This window comes from Fictibacillus phosphorivorans, from assembly GCF_001619875.1.
In the GTDB taxonomy this organism is placed as follows: domain Bacteria; phylum Bacillota; class Bacilli; order Bacillales; family Fictibacillaceae; genus Fictibacillus; species Fictibacillus phosphorivorans_B.
On record NZ_LRFC01000001.1, the window covers coordinates 664439 to 680516 of the forward strand.

The 16078-nt window shown below is 38.9% G+C and carries 17 protein-coding genes and 1 pseudogene; 8 read left to right on the forward strand and 10 right to left on the reverse strand.

All coding sequences use genetic code 11. The features are described from left to right. Window positions 1–73: 73 nt before the first annotated feature. Window positions 74–1480: an alanine/glycine:cation symporter family protein gene (locus AWM68_RS03405; protein ID WP_066236840.1), complete on the reverse strand. Its 1407-nt coding sequence runs from the start codon at window positions 1478–1480 to the stop codon at window positions 74–76. Between the two features lie 337 nt (window positions 1481–1817). Between AWM68_RS03405 and AWM68_RS03410 the strand changes: the two genes are divergently transcribed. Further along, window positions 1818–2366 (forward strand): class I SAM-dependent methyltransferase, encoded by a 549-nt coding sequence (locus AWM68_RS03410; RefSeq protein ID WP_066236842.1) that lies wholly within the window; start codon window positions 1818–1820, stop codon window positions 2364–2366. Between the two features lie 47 nt (window positions 2367–2413). Here AWM68_RS03410 and AWM68_RS03415 read toward each other — a convergent pair whose 3' ends face one another. Together AWM68_RS03415 and AWM68_RS21665 are read right to left on the reverse strand one after the other, a co-directional pair. Beyond that, window positions 2414–2767 carry a DUF2512 family protein gene (locus AWM68_RS03415; RefSeq protein WP_066236844.1) on the reverse strand — a complete coding sequence of 118 codons (354 nt, stop codon included), beginning with the start codon at window positions 2765–2767 and terminating at the stop codon, window positions 2414–2416. 12 nt (window positions 2768–2779) lie between these two features. Continuing rightward, window positions 2780–2929, reverse strand: coding sequence for a hypothetical protein (locus AWM68_RS21665; RefSeq protein WP_197468120.1), 150 nt, complete (start codon window positions 2927–2929; stop codon window positions 2780–2782). Between the two features lie 156 nt (window positions 2930–3085). Between AWM68_RS21665 and AWM68_RS03420 the strand changes: the two genes are divergently transcribed. The 4 genes from AWM68_RS03420 to AWM68_RS03435 all read left to right on the forward strand — a co-directional run bounded on the left by AWM68_RS03420 (window position 3086) and on the right by AWM68_RS03435 (window position 5843). Continuing rightward, window positions 3086–3322 (forward strand): hypothetical protein, encoded by a 237-nt coding sequence (locus AWM68_RS03420; protein WP_066236846.1) that lies wholly within the window; start codon window positions 3086–3088, stop codon window positions 3320–3322. 109 nt (window positions 3323–3431) lie between these two features. Further along, window positions 3432–4193 (forward strand): Nif3-like dinuclear metal center hexameric protein, encoded by a 762-nt coding sequence (locus tag AWM68_RS03425; RefSeq protein ID WP_066236849.1) that lies wholly within the window; start codon window positions 3432–3434, stop codon window positions 4191–4193. Window positions 4194–4343: 150 nt separating this feature from the next. Further along, window positions 4344–4904: a tyrosine-type recombinase/integrase gene (locus AWM68_RS03430; RefSeq protein WP_066236850.1), complete on the forward strand. Its 561-nt coding sequence runs from the start codon at window positions 4344–4346 to the stop codon at window positions 4902–4904. Window positions 4905–4928: 24 nt separating this feature from the next. Continuing rightward, window positions 4929–5843 carry a YitT family protein gene (locus AWM68_RS03435; protein ID WP_156488288.1) on the forward strand — a complete coding sequence of 305 codons (915 nt, stop codon included), beginning with the start codon at window positions 4929–4931 and terminating at the stop codon, window positions 5841–5843. Window positions 5844–5900: 57 nt separating this feature from the next. Here AWM68_RS03435 and AWM68_RS03440 read toward each other — a convergent pair whose 3' ends face one another. Continuing rightward, the gene (locus AWM68_RS03440) at window positions 5901–6326 is read right to left on the reverse strand and encodes a PH domain-containing protein (protein WP_066236853.1); all 426 of its coding nucleotides are present in this window, start codon (window positions 6324–6326) and stop codon (window positions 5901–5903) included. Between the two features lie 350 nt (window positions 6327–6676). On the opposite strand from AWM68_RS03440, the gene AWM68_RS03445 reads away from it, so the two are divergent. Then, on the forward strand, window positions 6677–8356 hold the full coding sequence (locus AWM68_RS03445) for a hypothetical protein (RefSeq protein WP_066236855.1): 1680 nt from the start codon (window positions 6677–6679) through the stop codon (window positions 8354–8356). 49 nt (window positions 8357–8405) lie between these two features. Here AWM68_RS03445 and AWM68_RS03450 read toward each other — a convergent pair whose 3' ends face one another. Together AWM68_RS03450 and AWM68_RS22115 are read right to left on the reverse strand one after the other, a co-directional pair. After that, window positions 8406–9425 carry an NlpC/P60 family protein gene (locus tag AWM68_RS03450; protein WP_066236857.1) on the reverse strand — a complete coding sequence of 340 codons (1020 nt, stop codon included), beginning with the start codon at window positions 9423–9425 and terminating at the stop codon, window positions 8406–8408. A 900-nt stretch (window positions 9426–10325) separates the two neighbouring features. Beyond that, window positions 10326–10869, reverse strand: a pseudogene (locus AWM68_RS22115) (site-2 protease family protein); the annotation flags it as partial. 194 nt (window positions 10870–11063) lie between these two features. Here AWM68_RS22115 and AWM68_RS03460 point away from each other — a divergent pair. Further along, window positions 11064–11480 carry a hypothetical protein gene (locus AWM68_RS03460; protein WP_066236861.1) on the forward strand — a complete coding sequence of 139 codons (417 nt, stop codon included), beginning with the start codon at window positions 11064–11066 and terminating at the stop codon, window positions 11478–11480. 40 nt (window positions 11481–11520) lie between these two features. Here the strand turns inward: AWM68_RS03460 and AWM68_RS03465 are convergent, their stop codons facing one another. The 3 genes from AWM68_RS03465 to AWM68_RS03475 form a co-directional block, all read right to left on the reverse strand. Further along, a complete protein-coding gene (locus AWM68_RS03465; protein WP_066236863.1) occupies window positions 11521–11883 on the reverse strand; it encodes a hypothetical protein in 363 nt (120 codons plus the stop codon). A 237-nt stretch (window positions 11884–12120) separates the two neighbouring features. Continuing rightward, a complete protein-coding gene (locus AWM68_RS03470; protein WP_066236865.1) occupies window positions 12121–12681 on the reverse strand; it encodes a GNAT family N-acetyltransferase in 561 nt (186 codons plus the stop codon). Between the two features lie 15 nt (window positions 12682–12696). After that, window positions 12697–14193 (reverse strand): HD-GYP domain-containing protein, encoded by a 1497-nt coding sequence (locus AWM68_RS03475; RefSeq protein WP_066236867.1) that lies wholly within the window; start codon window positions 14191–14193, stop codon window positions 12697–12699. Window positions 14194–14523: 330 nt separating this feature from the next. Between AWM68_RS03475 and AWM68_RS03480 the strand changes: the two genes are divergently transcribed. Continuing rightward, the gene (locus AWM68_RS03480) at window positions 14524–15252 is read left to right on the forward strand and encodes a TraR/DksA C4-type zinc finger protein (protein ID WP_066236870.1); all 729 of its coding nucleotides are present in this window, start codon (window positions 14524–14526) and stop codon (window positions 15250–15252) included. A 47-nt stretch (window positions 15253–15299) separates the two neighbouring features. On the opposite strand, the gene AWM68_RS03485 is transcribed toward AWM68_RS03480, so the two are convergent. Beyond that, the gene (locus AWM68_RS03485) at window positions 15300–15935 is read right to left on the reverse strand and encodes a LysE family transporter (RefSeq protein ID WP_066236872.1); all 636 of its coding nucleotides are present in this window, start codon (window positions 15933–15935) and stop codon (window positions 15300–15302) included. Window positions 15936–16078: the final 143 nt, after the last annotated feature.

The window sequence follows — 16078 nt, forward strand, 5'->3', positions numbered from 1 at the left end:
AAGAATGGTGCATCCGAATCACCGTTGAAAAAGAAAAAAGAAGACTCCAAGATAGAGTCTTCCTTATCGTAAATTAGTTCTTCTCTGAAGAATCTTCTCCCCAGGCTTCCGTGTTCTTAAGCCCGATGCTCGACGGACGGAAAACAGGGTCTTTTCCTTCTTTCTTCTGCTTTCGATAATCACTTAGGGCATCAAATGAGATTTTTCCAAGTAGTGATATAGCAATTAAGTTAATAATAGCCATTAGCCCCATGAACAAATCAGCTAGACTCCAAACAAAGTCGAGAGAAGCCATAGCTCCGTAACTTACCATAGCAACTACAGCCAGTCGGTAGATAACAAGCCACATCTTATTCGTAGTGATGAATTCAATGTTGGATTCTCCGTAATAATAGTTACCAACGACAGAACTAAAAGCAAACAGCAATACGATAATGGCTAGGAAAGGACCAGCCCATGATCCGAGCACTGTGTTTAAGGCTTCTTGCGTCAGTGTAATTCCGTCTGCTTCATTTGATCGATACATACCTGATAATAAAATAATAAAGGCTGTTGAAGAACAAATCAAAAGGGTATCAACGAAAACACCTAGAGATTGAATGAGCCCTTGCTTAACCGGGTGGCTGACATCCGCTGTTGCTGCAGCGTTCGGCGCACTACCCATACCTGCTTCATTCGAGAAAAGTCCGCGTTTAATACCATTCATCATAGCCGCACCTAAAGCACCGCCTGCAACTTCTTCAATTCCGAATGCACTCTTGAAGATCATGCTGAACACGGAAGGCAGTTCACTAACATTCGTAATCACAACAAATAGAGCAATTAAAATATAGATTCCAGCCATGATTGGAACAATCACTTCTGAGACCTTAGCGATTCTTTTTATACCGCCGAAAATAATGATAGCCGTAACAACAGCTAAGAAAATACTTACGTAAACAGGCTTAATATCAAAAGATTGTCCAAATGCACTCGCAATCGTGTTGGATTGAACGGAGTTAAAAGCAAGTCCGAAAGTAATGGAGATCAAGACCGCGAAAATAACACCCATCCAGCGTGCGTTCAATGCTTTTTCCATGTAATAAGCAGGGCCACCACGGAAAGCATCTCCATCACGCACCTTATAAATTTGAGCTAATGTACTTTCTACAAAAGCAGAAGCAGAACCGATCAATGCAATGAGCCACATCCAGAACACAGCACCTGGACCTCCTGCAGTAATAGCAAGGGCTACACCTGCTAAGTTCCCTGTACCAACACGAGAAGCGGTACTAATGCAAAAAGCTTGAAACGATGAAACGCCTTTCTTATCTGCTTTTGCACCTTCTCCTAACAATCGAACCATTTCACCAAACATACGGAACTGTACGAATTTTGTACGTACCGTAAAATAAATACCGAGTCCAATTAACATCACAATCAAAATATACGACCATAAGTAATTGTTGACGCTTCCTATCAGATTGTTAATCCAATCCATTCCATACACCTCATTTAATCTTATGTCTATCTCAGCTGTACACCATTTTTAAATGTAACAAAACCTTACATGCATTTCAATTATAATTTTTTACCAGATAAACGCATATGTACTCGTCTTTTTAGAATATTGTCTGGTCCGTATTATAAAACTGCAGGTAAAGACTCAGCAAAATAAGTGTTCATACCAAATAAAATATTCCCTTTAGCAAAGCTAAATAAACAAAAAATAAGCATAAACAGGTTCAGCTACCCAAGAACCAACTCACAACATTTTCTTTTTTGAATATTATAGATAAAGTCGATTGAAATAATCGGAATTAAAGAAGGTGTTGAGTATGGAAGGCGGATCCTCCCTATTTATCCAAAAATTTATACAATCTCCCATGCAGATCGGAAGCCTTTTTCCAAGCTCTGTATCCTTAGCCAAAAAAATGACTGATAACATAAGCTGGGAAAATATAAGTGAAGCAGCTGAACTCGGTGCAGGTACAGGGGTGATCACGAAGGAAATCATTCGATCCATGCAGCCTGGAACAAACCTTCACGTGTTTGAAAAAGACGAAGAGATGAGAGAGAAGCTTCAAAGCCAACTTCCTGAAATCCTGGTATATGAAGATGCTCGTGAGATCTTAAGAAGTATCAATAAGTGCGAAGGTGAACTTGACGCGGTTTTTTCTGGTCTGCCTTTCACTAATTTTCATAAAAGTACGCGTCTTGAAATTGTCGAGGAAGTGTATCGCTCCCTCAGACCAGGAGGAATTTTAGTAGCATTTCAGTACACGACTCAAATGAAGAAGACCTTTCAGCGCTATTTTAAAACAGTGGATATTTCATTTGTGATTAAAAATTTCCCGCCAGCTTTTGTGTATATTTGCGAAAAATAAAAGAAGAAAAACGTGATTACCTCGGAATTCGAGATAATCACGTTTTTTTAGCGGTACGAGTGGTCAAGGTGGTCCGAGATCAAATGTTTATGAACCAACGCTTCCATTAAAGTAATAATAATGGCAACCAGTAATGCTCCCCAAAGAGAAATACTGACTCCAGGGAGTATTAAACCTAGGAGGTATACAAGAATAAAAGTGGATGCAAAATCAACGGCTAGTTGTTTGTTATAAGAAATGCGCGGGACCATGATATATTCCATCAGCACTCCTATAGGAGCCAATACTGCCGTTATCCAAATAAAGGGCTGAACAAACTGAAAATCAACACTTTTAAAAAGAAAATTAGCTAGAATAAGAGCTAAAGGAATTCCTAAGATTTTTATCATCAAACTTTGCATGGTTACTCCTCCTTATAAATTATTGTTCTGCTGGCTGATCTCGCCTTCGTTTAAATAAAGATTAGCGTCTTCAAGTATTTGATGCTTATCCACTGATTCTCCGCGCTCCTTATTTTCTAAGGCAGAAACTGTTCTCTTTTCTCGTTGTTTATCTTTACTCATCCAAAATCACTCCTTAAGAAATTCATTCATTTATCAGAATGAACGTAGGGCAAGCGTTTTATACCTGATAAGAAAAGTTCTCAAAGGAAGTGTCATAAAAAGGAAGAGAAGAGGGTATTACTTCTGTAAGAAAGTAATTTTGAGGAGGCGGGAGAGGTGGAATATTCGCTGTATAAGAAAGACGGTAAGTTTCCATGTGACGTTACAGTCGATTACGACAATATGGTCTTTACAGTCAGAGATAGCGACACAACAGGTGAAGTGTTCAACAGTGCCAGTGAAGTAGCTCAGTGGATTAAACAGCATTGGTCCGTTGATCAGTTTCAAAGACCAGATGATTATTACGATCTAATGAAGCACCTTGAGCATTCGTTAGAGGATGAAGTGAAATAAAAATATACCTTTGGTTGGTCTTGTGCAGAAAAAGCACAGGACTTTTCTTATGGTTTGGAATGGAAAAATGTGTAATAATGAGTGAAATAGAAAGATAGGAGACACAAATATGAAGACGAGTGATTTTGAGGAACTGTTGCCGGAACTATTCGGGGAATGGCTGAAGGTGTTTAAAGATGATGGGGAATATGGTTTTACCTATAAAGCAGAAAAAGAAATTGAAAAAATAGCATATGCGACAAATCTAACACCTGAAACCGTTGAAAAAGCAGCGGAAAGTGGTGCAGATCTCTTCATTACGCATCATGATGCATGGGATTTTGTGTACGGCATGAGAGAAGTATGTGTGGAGAAATTGAAGAATCATCAGATCTCACATTACTTCACTCACTCGCCTCTTGATTTTGTAGAGTTTGGGACGAGTACGGCATTGTTCGAAAAGATTGCAATTGATGAGATTACGAGTAATTCAAGTTTTAGAGATAATAAAGAGTTCCCGGGTATCGGTATTTTTCATTCAGCTTTATCTTTTAAAGAGCTTCACAAACGACTTGAACATGTACTGAATGAACCTGTGAAAGCTTGGGAAAATCATAATCGCCCTGTGAAAAAGGTAGCGATACTAACAGGTGCAGGCAACAACTCAGCACTTATTCGATACGCTAAAGAACAAGGATGTGATGCATTTATAACAGGGGAACGAACACTGTACTCTGTTCAATATGCAAAATTTGTAGGCATCCATTTATATGTAGGAAGCCACACCTATACAGAAATATTTGGTGTTGAAAATTTTGCAAAGAAGATCCAAAGAGCATATCCCCAAGTAGAGTTAATTATGATTCAGGAAGAACATATAGAATCTTTTTAAATGCATAGAGTGCCTCCTGAAGCTGGGAGGTTTTTTATTTTTGAAAAAATGTACATATTATATATGTCTATCTGTGAGCATATATTTTTAATGTTACATAATCCTTTGATAGAATAGTATTAAGTAACATCATACAAGGTGGATTTTTAGATGGAATATGTTGAAGCTTTGAGGGATATCAAACAAATCAACGCGATTAAACGCTATTTAAAGAAGAATTCTGAGCGGGATTACGTGCTTTTTGTTTTGGGTATAAACACTGGACTGAAAGTGACTGAATTGCTTTCAATCAAGGTGGAGGACCTTCTTACTGATCAAGCAGCAATAAACGATTATTATTCCTTACCGACAAAAGAAGGAGTTAAGGAAGTTTTTCTGAATGAAACGGTAAAAAAAGTACTTTTGCAATACATTCATTGCACGAACCTTAAGAGTGATGATTATTTGTTTTTATCCAAAAAAACGAAGCTGCCTATTACGCGTCAGCAGGCCTATCGAGTGATTCATCAAGCCGCGGGGCAAGTTGGCATAACAGGTAAGATCGGTACAAACTCCATGCGAAAAACGTTTGGATATCATGCATACAAACGAGGAGTTGCCATATCTCTTTTACAAAGACACTTCAACCATTCAAGTCCTTCTGAAACGCTAAAATATCTTGGGATCTCTAAAGAAGAACCCATTCGAACGCAAATCGATGTAAGACTATAAGGGATCGAAATGGGAGGACATTTTATGACAGGTGAAACTGAAGCATTGACCAATACTCAAATTACTGAGCAGTTAAAGAAACAGCATCGTAAACTTACAAAAGGAAAGCTCGCTGCCAGAGCCATACTTATTACTTTCGGAGCCATCTTAATGGCCGTTGGACTTGAGATTTTCTTAGTACCGAACAATGTGATTGACGGTGGAATAGCAGGGATATCGATCATGCTATCCCACATAACAGGCTATAAGCTAGGGATCTTTCTATTCGCATTAAACTTACCTTTTATTTTTATTGGTTATAAACAGATTGGAAAGACGTTTGCCTTATCCACTTTATACGGAATTATTATCCTTTCTATCGCAACCACATTATTACATCCTGTACCACCGTTTACAGATGATCTATTATTAGCTACGGTTTTTGGCGGAATTTTTATTGGTGTTGGAATCGGTATGGTGATTAGAAGCGGTGGATCTCTTGATGGGACAGAGATTCTAGCCATTCTTTCAAACAGTAAATTGCCGTTCTCTGTTGGTGAAATTATTATGTTTTTTAACATTTTTATTCTTGGAGCGGCAGGTTTTGTTTTCACATGGGACAGAGCGATGTACTCTTTAATCGCCTATTTTATTGCGTATAAAACAATTGACCTAACCATCACAGGACTTGAAGAATCCAAATCAGCCTGGATCATTAGTGAGAATCACAAAGATATCGGTGATGCCATTCTTCATAGACTTGGACGCGGTGTTACGTATCTAAAAGGAGAAGGCGCTTATACGGGTGATGAAAAAGGCGTTGTATTCTGTGTCATTACGAGGCTTGAAGAAGCAAAACTTAAAGACATTGTAGACGAATTTGATTCAAGTGCATTCCTAGCGATTGCCGATATCGCCGAAGTTAAAGGCGGTAGGTTTAAAAAGAGAGGAATCCACTAAGTACTTTAATTTTGAAAAACGCCTCTGATAAAAGGGGCGTTTTTCGTATTAAAAGTACTAGTCATATTTGATGTTTGCATTCGGACACCGTTCACTCAGCTGTCTTAAAAACTCGTCACGGTTTATTGGTGATATAAGAGTCATGCCAAACTGATACGTAATGTTGATTCGTTTTAAAGATAACGCTGGGCTTGATAACGGATTCCACGTTTTATGAGCAGAGTATATTTCGCGGTAAGGAATTCTTTTGTTGATTGGCCCGCACCGGATGACTAACTCCTTTTCATCCAGAATGTAATAAGTTGTAAACCAAAGCCAGGTGATGAAGAGAATGAAAAGTAGATTGATAATCAACGTTATCATTATCCCATTAACACTTGCTTTCTCCTCAAAAAGAGCCATTTTACTAATGTATAGCGCATAACCGATACATCCCCAAAGAATAACTCCGAGCCATAGATCTTTTTTTGATGGATATCTCATACCAATCAGCTCCCTATAAAAAGTTTAAGCGTTAGAATGAAAAGCTGAAGAAATAAAATAGACCCATTGATGCGTGTGTTACGTGGACGCTTTTAAACGCTGTTCACTTATATTCCTGTTATTTTCAATAATTTCACATTAATCCGTATATATTCACATTAATTTAAATAATTTCACGTTAATTCAAATATATTCACGTTAGCAGATTAACAATGATTATTAGGCCTTTCGTCATCTCTGCCTCATCACAAACCAGGCGTACCACACAAAAAAAGCATTGGAACTTTTTACATATTCAATCGTATTGCTTTATAGGGTAGGGAAGTAAACGATTAAAAAGGGGATAGTTTATGAACATCTTGTTATTTTCCATCATAGTTGGGCTTGCGGCTGCACTCGTGATCCTTCCGATCTCAAACACCGCGAAGCCATCTAAAAAAGAAAAGAAAAACAATCTGACTGCCGCGATGATTGGAATTATCATCTGTACGGTTCCCGTTGTATTTGTTTTCTATTATATGACGAATCTAGACCGTAATTTTTCTTCCATCTGGATTTTGGCAATTATCATAACTGCACTAGGTGCTTTCCTTGCCAAGGGCAAAGAGCAGCTGATTAAAGCAGCTCTTTTTGTATTAAGTTTAATTATCGGAATCTATTTTCTATCAGCTGGCTTGTTTAATGCAGAGGAAAAGTTTCAATCTGCTAAAATGGCACAAAAAACAGAGATTGAGTCGTTTGATGAGAAAGAGACACCTGCAAGTGTTCCGCCTAAGTTTGCACGAAACAAAATGAGGAAATCGTTTGGTCAAGTGCCAAACACCAGCTTTTATGAATTAGGTAACTTACAGATCCAGAAAGTGAACGGGGAATATGTCTATATTGCGCCCGTTGAATTTTCAGGTCTTTTTAAATGGTGGAACGGCGATGTGACGCCAGGTTACTTCACTCTAAGTGCTACCGATTCAACAGCAAATCCAAAGTTTATCAAATCAGAAATGGCATATACACCTTCTTCATACTTTAATAAAAACATTGAACGTCACATGCGTTCAAGCTTTCCGACATACATCTTCTATGGTGATCCACAGCTTGAAATTGATGATGAAGGTAAACCATACTATATCCGATCATATGGAGAATTCATTTCTGCACGTAATGGGTTTAAAGTTGAAGGAATTGTCGTTACAGACCCGAAGAACGGAAAGACACAAGACTATCGTTTAAAAGATGTTCCGTCATTTATCGATGGAGCCGTATCACCTGAAACCGTAAGTCTGCAGAACAGTTATTTTGGTAATTACGTCCACGGATTTCTGAACAGTATTTTTGGCAAAAAAGATGTAAAACTGCCTTCTGATGAAGGAACTGAAGCAAATGTAAGTCCGATCTTCGATGAAAATGGAGACATGTACTACTTTACGGATTTTACGAGCCCAAAAGAGGGCGTAGACTCTATGCTCGGTTACTCGATAACACATGCAAGAAGTGGGAAAGCGACGTACTACACAGGTAATCTTGAAGAATCGTACATGGATTCAGAAGGTGCATTAGAGATCATAGAGAAAAAGTTTATTGAAAAGAAATGGAGCGGCGAAATGCCGATTCTGTACAACTTTTATGGAGAAGCCAGCTGGTTGACACCTGTCTTAGATTCAAACGGATTTCTGCAAAACTATTTTATTGTATCAGCTGCTAATCCTGAAATATCAGTCTTTGGCAACACACCGAATGCTGCATTAAAACAATACAAAACCGCATTGCAAAGAGGCGGCGGTTCAGTTGATGGAACATCTGACGCGGAAGAGAAGAAGGTGAGTGGCACTGTGCTTCGTGTGTATAAAGAGAAGGCAGGAGATTACACCACAGTATCGTTCTTACTGGATAATCGCCAAAGCTATATCGTATCTTCTGAGAGCAATCCACTCTCAATCTATTTAAAAGAAGAGGATAAAGTGAGCGTAACCTACCAAAATACAGGTGAAGCGTTCCTCCCAGTTACAGAGATGACAATTGAAGGATTGCAATAAACAAGAAAGCAGAGCACATGTTCAAATGTGCTCTGCTTTTTACTTTGAACTATTGTTGTGGGACGTAGCGTCTTGCGCCTGAGAACTCAACTGCATATGCAGGTGTAGAGATCGGATCCAAACGTACGGTTGATGCCGTGTTTGGTGAGTGGATCATCATTCCGTTTCCAGCATACATCGCTACATGGTGAACGCTGCCTTTACCTTGGTTATAGGCAAAGAACATTAAATCACCAGGCTGAAGCTTATCTTTATCAACGATCAGTCCATCTCTAGACTGAGGACCTGAATCCCTCGGAATCGTGATGCCGTTTGCTTTATGAATGCTGTGTGTAAATCCCGAGCAATCAAACCCAAATCCAGCAGCACCTGCCCAAAGATACGGTAATCCGAGGAATTTTTTCGCTTCTTCTACAAGTGCTTCACCTGTTGGAACTGGAATAGCACTTTCACTCGTATACACTTTTGCATCTTTCGCATCAAGCCAGCGAACTTTTCCTTGTGGTGTTAAAACAGCTATTGTGTTTGACAGCTCCTTTAAAACAGGAAGTCTCGTGTTATAGCTTAGCTCAAGGTCATTCTTATGTCCAAAAGGTGCTTTTGATAGCCAAGCTGTAGGACTAGTGATCAGGGCAAAAGGTTTTCCTTCTGCATGTTTAAATTGATCAGAAGATGTCAGTTGTGCAAGTGGCATCCAACCTGGATAACCTAGCGTGTTGCGAGGTGTTGGCTGGCCATAGACTGCGACTTTTACCCAATCGCCTTGCTGTTCTAATACACGTACCTTTTGTCCGTAAAGTGCTTGTGTTTCAAGCTCACCGACTAACCATAGTTTTTCATCATAAGTCATTCCCGTTGTCCAGCTTCGAAGATCTACTGGGTTTGAAAGAGATGGCTCATCTAAAGGTCGTGCAGCATTCGGTCCTACCCAGAGTGTAGCAGCTGCAACATCAACATATAGATCTTGTCCAACAACATTAGCGTTCGTTCCTTCTTCAGCAGAAGCGGTGTTTGTGAACATTCCAAGTAACATCGCAAGCGAAAAGAGGATTTTTAATACATTTCCCATTTCTTATGTCGCTCCTTTTTCTTGTTTTCTTCACAATTCGTGCTTTTTTTACGCTTTCCTGTAAAACGTCATAAAGATAAGCCAAATATCACTTAAGAAAAAAGGGGCTCTCTATCCAATGAACTAAAAAAGAAAAGCACACAGGTCAAAAGGAGGTCATATGAAAAACACCTCAAGAACGAGGTGTTATCAGAATTTAGCTTATTAAAAATCTGTTGGCATCCATAAGATGGTTTCCGTAGACAACAAATGCGGATAAAACACCAGCTAACAAGAGGTACATGATCAGCACGACAATTTTCGTTTTGGTAGTAGAAACATAATAGTTTTTTCTTTGATCATAAAGTTTTTCTGTTTTTGCTTTTTCTTCTAACAAGCTTTTCTCATAAGCATCAAAATAAGCGGCATGATTGAACAATGGCAGTTCAGGGATGCTGGCAACACCATCAGGGTCAACTTCACGATAGGTTTTCTGCACAGTTTCTCTTTGGCGGCGATTGTTCTCATATTCCTCCTGCACTGTTTGTAAGAAACGTTCACGATTGTTCAACATTTCAATCTCTACCAATGTACGATGTTTTTTTACCTTTTTCTTATCTTGTAAAACAGGGAACGCATACCCAGATGGGATATTTCGTTTTAATCTGTCTTTTGCTACACGTACATCTTCCAGATAGGTACCGATAATATAGCCGAAGTTCGGCATTTCACGATATTCATCCATCTCTTGTTGAATGTCAGCAAGTTTTTTTTGCTCAGCTTCAAATAATGCGAGCGTCTCCTTTGTCTTGTTTTGCTCAAAGTCTTCACGAACCCGTTTCCACCACGTCAAAATACCGAACAAGAAAATTAAGAAAATAATCGGGTCAGGTGAGATAAATAAGTAAGGTATAACGATTAAAAGACCAATAAACCAAATTTTAGTTGATAACACACCAACTATTCGGCCGCCATCAAGCGGCGAAACAGGGAATAAGTTAAATAGATTGATTAATGCCCCTAAAAAGATAACGAGTCCCCAAAACGGCTGCTCTGTTGTTTCATAAAGAAATACCGCTGGCAAGAACGAGAGAAGTCCGAATAAAGGTCCAGCATATGCGATATAGGCTTCATCTTTAGCGTTTTTTGGCATTTCTTTCATGCCGATTGCCGCACCCATAAACGGTATAAATATCGCAGGTGATGTTTTAATCCCTTTTTGTTTTGCGGCGACTAAATGGCCCATCTCATGAACAAAAATTAAATAAACGATGGCAACTGCAAATTTCCAGCCATAAAATGCCGCGTAGGCACCAAGTGATATAAACATCGAAATGAGTGTTGCGAACTTGCCTAACTTTAAAAGGCCGAACACCCATTTTAATTTACTCATTAAAAACAATCCAACACCCGCTAGAATGGTCCATATTCGGGATTGGTTTTGTTTTTCTGCTTTTTGAGCCATTTGTGAATCCCCCAAGTATAGTTTCTTATTTCTATATTAAATGAAATACGTTTAAAGGGGAAAGAAGTTTCTTGTTTGGAGAATATTCCTCATCAAGCGGTTTTTTGTTAAAAAAATAAGGGTAAACGAAAAGTAGTACCCCTCTATCAGTATTGAACCGATTCGAAAGCTGTATCTGAAAAGGAGTGATGATTTTGGCTTTGCAAAACCATCCATTTATAAGTGCAGACGCATTTGTTATGAATAAATCAGACGTTATAACAGCAGTGAAAGCTTATTTAAAACATGAAGGCTATGAAACTGGAAGTGCGGGTGAAATAGAAGGCGTTGATTTAACGGCAGCTAATGAATATCATACCTTGTTCATTGCAGCTCAAGGAAACATCTCAGAGCTTGAAGACGATTTGGCGAGTGGAAATAAGGATGATTTTTGTAAGCAGTTTGTAGATCTATTGAGCAGTCACGAGAAAAATCCTGCCAAAACCTTGGTGCTCGCAAATCCTGACACACCTCTAAACCGGAAGAAAACTGAAAAAATTAAACAAGCGTTGGACGATTTACGTATTGTACGGTTTTGGGTGAAAGAGGACGGATCCATAGAGTGGGATTAAAATTATATAAGAAAAGCACCGGAGACGAAAAGTTCCGGTGCTATTTTACTTTTTCAATTGTAGAGTGACTTGCTTCATATAATTCAGGCAAAACATTCATTTCTTCTACTTCCCGCTTTGTTTTTTCTGTTCCTAACAAATAGATATATCTAAATAATTCGTAAACAAGCTTGCTGTCTTTGCCCCTATGGTATTCAGCATGGGACTCTGAAAAATGCCGTTTTGGCGAGAAAATATCCAAACCTTCTTGTTTGTTGTTTGCGTGCATCTGAGTAAATAGGTGCTCCAGCTGCTGCTTTTCGTCATAGGTTGCTTGTATTTCAAAATAGTGAACGTGATCATCTGTAGGCAGGGGCTGAATGTCGCCTTTTGCTGTTACAAAGAACGTTTCTTTTTGTTCCATCTGAAATACCTCCTTTTTCCTTTTCATACCTCTTGAAAAGCTTTTTGAAACATGAAGAGAATATAAAAGTGAGGAAATCAGTGTTGGTGGCGAAAATGGTTGATTTCATTTATAGGATGCTCCGCTCCGGAGGGCGTGAGGTGAGCCTACTAGAAAGCGTTCTATAGAGCACGACCTAAAACGTTCATAAACAAACGGGAACTGGATCTTAAGAGATCCAGTTCCCGTTTTGAACGATTAGTTAGATAGTTGGGCGTTTCTCTTTAACAATGAATAGATGTACATATCAAAAAATTGATCGCCTACTCTTTGGTGTTCTTTTAGAAGTGCTTCCTCATTGAAACCTAGTTTTTTAACTAGTGTACGCGAAGAGGTATTCTCTGGTCTGATTACAGCAGCAATTCTGTTAAATTCCATTCCATTAAAGCCGTAATGAATAATGGCCATTAACGCTTCATTCATAAAGCCATTGTGCCAATACTTGCGACCCAATTCATACCCTAGCTCTGTTCGGCGGTCAGACTTGCTCCAATTATGAAAACCGCATGTGCCGATCAGTTTGTCTTCTTCTTTCCGCACAATCCCCCAGCGAATCGCACTGCCCGTTGTAAATCCCTCTTCAAATGCCGCAATCAACTCAAGAGCTTCATCTTCCGTTTTTAATGGTTCCATACCATAGTATTGAAGCGCATCCCGATCTGAGAACGTTTCGAAGATTTCCCTCACATCCGACTCAACGACAGGTCTGAGCCGAAGTCTTTCTGTTTCAATGATAGGGAAGTGATCGTATGTATTCAATGTATAACCTCCTGGCTAAGAAATCGATTTTAGCTTCATATCTTCAACAAAAAGATGGGTTAAATAAGGATCCCACTGCGTACCCTTTCCATCTTCTAAAATGGCTAATGCTTTTTCATGAGTCATACCTTTCCGGTAAGGTCTGTCAGAGGTCATCGCATCATAAGCATCTGCAACGGCAATAATCCTCCCGAAGATGGGGATGTCTTCACCGCTTAATTGTTCTGGGTAGCCTTTTCCATCATATCGTTCATGGTGGTACCGCACCCCTGGTAATAATGGGTGCATCGCATCAAAAGGCTGTACTTGAGCAAGAATATCTGCGCCTACTACAGGGTGCCTTTTAATATGTTCAAACTCTTCTGGTGTTAACGTTTCCTCTTTCAACAAGACTACGTCTGGAATACCAATCTTGCCAATATCGTGCAGCAATGCTGCTTTTCTCAGCTGAATTAACTGCTGAAAGGGCAGCCCAGCCATCTGGCCGATCTTCATCGAATAATCAGCAACACGCAAACTGTGACCTGCAGTATATGGGTCACGGGCGTCGAGTGTTGCTGCCATTGTAGCAAAAAAGCTTTCTAATAGCTGCTTATTTTCGTATTCTCGTGATTGAATCGCCTGTGCCATATGATTGAACCCTTTAATCAGCCTGGAAAATTCATCTGAATACAGGTCTGCAACATTTGCATTTGAATTTCCAGTACGAACCTCATACATCCCGGCTTGAAGTTCGTTCATTGGCTGCTGAATATCTTTGAATAAAAGGTAAGCACCATAGATTGCAAAGGAAATACCGATTAATAATACAAAAAAAGCCCAAGTCCAATACGATCCATTTATTGGAGCAGTTTGGTTATATAAGCGAACCTGATTGGCAAGTGCAAACAATAGAAGAGGAAAAGTTCCGATAAAAAGCGTGCTCCATTGAATCTTGCGCTGGATAGAGATGTGTCTGGAAGCTGCTAAGGAAAGGATTTTCCCATGATCTTTTAGAGTTCGCTCTTGAATGTTCCGCAAAACAGGCTGAACAGCTTTTGTCGTTAAAAAGAATTCAATAATTGCATGCATGCCTGCTATTAAAATGGCCCCGAGTGAAGCAAGATAGATGTAATAGTAGGGAAGCGTTAAGTAATCGAGATAAATCGCTGCAGCTGTTAAGCACACAGCAGGAACTGATAACCCTAATAAGTGCGGGCCAAGTATTCGTTTCACCGTTCTTATAGGAAAATGATGGGCATGAAAATATGCTTTTTCAGCAAGCTGCAAGCCAGGATGTTTTTTAGAGAAATAATTTCGGAAAACCGCAATGTGTCTTCTGAAAAATACATACTCTAATGAGAACATAACAATACTTGAAGAAACAAGAATTGCGCACAAGACAAAAAATTCATAAGTTGAAAAACGGAGAGTAGTAAAAAGAAAGACACTACCTACCCCCAGTACAGCAGCAGTGGAACCAACAATATAGTTCTTTAATAAGCGTCTTTCAAACTGTTCAAAAATCTTCATGTTCACCCGCCTTTCTTACTATTACTTTTAAAGACATACTAATAGCATACCTTACAAAAACTTGGAAAAAAAGCAATTTTTCAACACTTTTTTACATTTTTTGCTGAAATATAGGTAAAAAGGTCCAAAAGAAAGATGGTCATGAGATTTTACAGTTTATTTAAGGGAAGAAATAGTTTTGTGAGGTTTATGAATGGGCTAAAAACAGGAGAGATGATTACTTTTCTTCAGTATAGCATGAGCAGCAATGGTGCAAAATACACGGGATGGATAATTATTAAGAAAAACGGGTATGAAATGGTATACGGATGTAGGAAGGGAGCTTAAAACATGTCATTAACTACACAAGAAATGGACCATTTTAAACAAATTTTATTAACACGAAAAAATGAGATAAAAGAAATGAGAGAAAGAAACGACTCTTTTGGAAGTGATACTGAATTTCCAAAAGAATCAACAGGTGAACTGTCTAATTACGACAATCACCCAGGGGATTTAGGAACAGAGTTGTTTGAAAGAGAAAAAGATATCGCTTTAAACGATCTTCATGAAAAGGAATTAGAAGATATAAATGCGGCATTAAAGAGTATAGATGATGGGAGTTACGGCGTCTGTAAAACATGCGGACAAGACATCATTAAAGAACGCTTAGAAGCCGTTCCTTCAACACTTTATTGTAAAGAGCACAGTCCTGGCCAGAACTCATCAGACGATCGACCTGTAGAAGAAGCGGTATCTGGCCCTGACTATAAGAGAAGAAGCAACGATGATAAAGATGCTACTTTCTTTGATGCAGAAGATACATGGCAATCCGTTGCAAAGTATGGAACAAGTGAAACGCCATCAGATTTTACTGACCCTGATAAAAGGGATTATAACGAAATGTATGAAGACTCAGATGATGATGACGGATATGTAGAAGAGTACGAGAGTTTTGTGGCAACAGACATTACGGGAAATGAAAGAAATGTCATCCACAACCGAAATCATGAAGAATACGAGGAAGAGTTGGATCGTGAAGAAGAAAGACAGTTAGACAAAGACAAATACGATAATTAAGATGATGCCTTTTAAAGGCGCTAACTTCATTGGAGTTAGCGCCTTTGTTATGTTAATGTGATTAATTTATATAGGAGGAAGCCTGAAAAACCGATTAAACCAACGCCAGCAAAACCTGTAACCCATCTTATCACGGTTTCATTAACAAGAGAGCGAAAGAAGTTCACAGTAAAAGCAACATTTAGATTCCAGAGAATGATGCCTGCTAGTATACATAAACTAAGCCCGATCTTAATTATTTCACCTGATGAAGAAGGGATGCTTTGAAGTGCACCGCCATACACCCCAAACCAAAACATAAAATTGTAAGGGTTCATTAGAGCAATGATGAAGCCCGTCCAAAAAGGATTTTTGTTGCTCGTATTATTGTTGAAAAGAAGCAAGGCTTTTGAAGAAAATGCGCTTTTAATGGAAGTGGTACCTAAATAACCAATCAGTAAAATGCCTATAGAAAGCATAGCGATCTGTACTGCTGAATAATGCAGAAAAGGAGAAAGGCCAAGCAGGACAAATAACATGAAAATAAAATCTGCACTTACTGCTCCAAGTCCTACAAGCCATGACGGCCAAAATCCGTCACTAAATCCCCTTCTAATCATCTCTAATTTAATGGGTCCAACAGGAACTGCCAAACTGATGCCAAGCATGATGAAATGAACGCTTAATAGCATATAATGATTCAAAAGGGCCCCTCCATCCTATTGCTTGTCTATTCTACTTCAAAAATATGTAAAACTAATCTTCAATATTACGGAAGGAAAAATAAAAAATAGATCGAAAAAGTAATTTAGTAAGACAGCCTATTATGAACAAAGGAGTCCGTATC

Coding starts and splice junctions, on each gene's coding strand:
- AWM68_RS03405 (WP_066236840.1), bottom strand. CDS start 1,480: ATGGATTGGATTAACAATCTGATAGGAAGCGTCAACAATTACTTATGG.
- AWM68_RS03410 (WP_066236842.1), top strand. CDS start 1,818: ATGGAAGGCGGATCCTCCCTATTTATCCAAAAATTTATACAATCTCCC.
- AWM68_RS03415 (WP_066236844.1), bottom strand. CDS start 2,767: ATGCAAAGTTTGATGATAAAAATCTTAGGAATTCCTTTAGCTCTTATT.
- AWM68_RS21665 (WP_197468120.1), bottom strand. CDS start 2,929: ATGAGTAAAGATAAACAACGAGAAAAGAGAACAGTTTCTGCCTTAGAA.
- AWM68_RS03425 (WP_066236849.1), top strand. CDS start 3,432: ATGAAGACGAGTGATTTTGAGGAACTGTTGCCGGAACTATTCGGGGAA.
- AWM68_RS03430 (WP_066236850.1), top strand. CDS start 4,344: ATGGAATATGTTGAAGCTTTGAGGGATATCAAACAAATCAACGCGATT.
- AWM68_RS03435 (WP_156488288.1), top strand. CDS start 4,929: ATGACAGGTGAAACTGAAGCATTGACCAATACTCAAATTACTGAGCAG.
- AWM68_RS03440 (WP_066236853.1), bottom strand. CDS start 6,326: ATGAGATATCCATCAAAAAAAGATCTATGGCTCGGAGTTATTCTTTGG.
- AWM68_RS03445 (WP_066236855.1), top strand. CDS start 6,677: ATGAACATCTTGTTATTTTCCATCATAGTTGGGCTTGCGGCTGCACTC.
- AWM68_RS03450 (WP_066236857.1), bottom strand. CDS start 9,425: ATGGGAAATGTATTAAAAATCCTCTTTTCGCTTGCGATGTTACTTGGA.
- AWM68_RS03465 (WP_066236863.1), bottom strand. CDS start 11,883: ATGGAACAAAAAGAAACGTTCTTTGTAACAGCAAAAGGCGACATTCAG.
- AWM68_RS03475 (WP_066236867.1), bottom strand. CDS start 14,193: ATGAAGATTTTTGAACAGTTTGAAAGACGCTTATTAAAGAACTATATT.
- AWM68_RS03480 (WP_066236870.1), top strand. CDS start 14,524: ATGTCATTAACTACACAAGAAATGGACCATTTTAAACAAATTTTATTA.